1 tRNA gene is annotated in these 641 nt (G+C 66.0%); it reads left to right on the top strand.

Going from position 1 to position 641, the window contains the following annotated elements:
• Positions 1 to 306: 306 nt before the first annotated feature.
• Positions 307 to 396, top strand: a tRNA-Ser gene (locus tag MZTS_RS15155).
• The last annotated feature ends 245 nt before the right edge of the window (positions 397 to 641 follow it).

Below are 641 nucleotides of genomic sequence, written 5' to 3'. Positions count from 1 at the left end.
CCCCCCCATCACGACGGACAGCCCGGCCCCGTCGACCCCCGGCTTCCTGCAGACGGGGGCGGGAACGCCGTCCACGGTGCCGTCCCCCCCGGTCAATGCGCCGGCCGCGCAGGCGGCTCCGACCGAGCGGTCGCGCCGCATCGCCTGACAAACAGGCCGCCCGGCCCGAGCCGGGCGGCACAAAGGTGGCGTCTGTCGCATTCTCTGCCTTGCCAGACGCCAACGCCCCGGCTACAGACCCGCCACCTGCTGCACGTGACCCACGCCCGGCGCTTGAAGCGCCCGCGTCGATCCCCAGCAGGCTCCGGAGGGGTGGCCGAGTGGTTGAAGGCGCACGCCTGGAAAGTGTGTATACCGGAAACGGTATCGCGGGTTCGAATCCCGCTCCCTCCGCCACTTGAAAATTCCTATATACCAATAAACACAATGACTTAGTGGTCGATTCTTGACAAAACATGCCCCGTCAGGGCACGAAATCGTCCAACGTTTCGTCCAACACAGGCGGATTGCGTGGGTGATTCCCGTCGAGACCCGTCCCCCGACTTCCTGACCGCTCGACAGGGCGTGTGGCACTACGCGCGGCGCGTGCCGGCCGCGTTCCTGTCTCTTATACCAATCTCCGAGACGCCAATACGGGCGAA

Origin of the sequence: Methylorubrum zatmanii (genome assembly GCF_014845115.1) — a bacterium.
Lineage (GTDB): Bacteria > Pseudomonadota > Alphaproteobacteria > Rhizobiales > Beijerinckiaceae > Methylobacterium > Methylobacterium zatmanii.
This window is presented reverse-complemented; position numbering and strand designations above follow the sequence as displayed.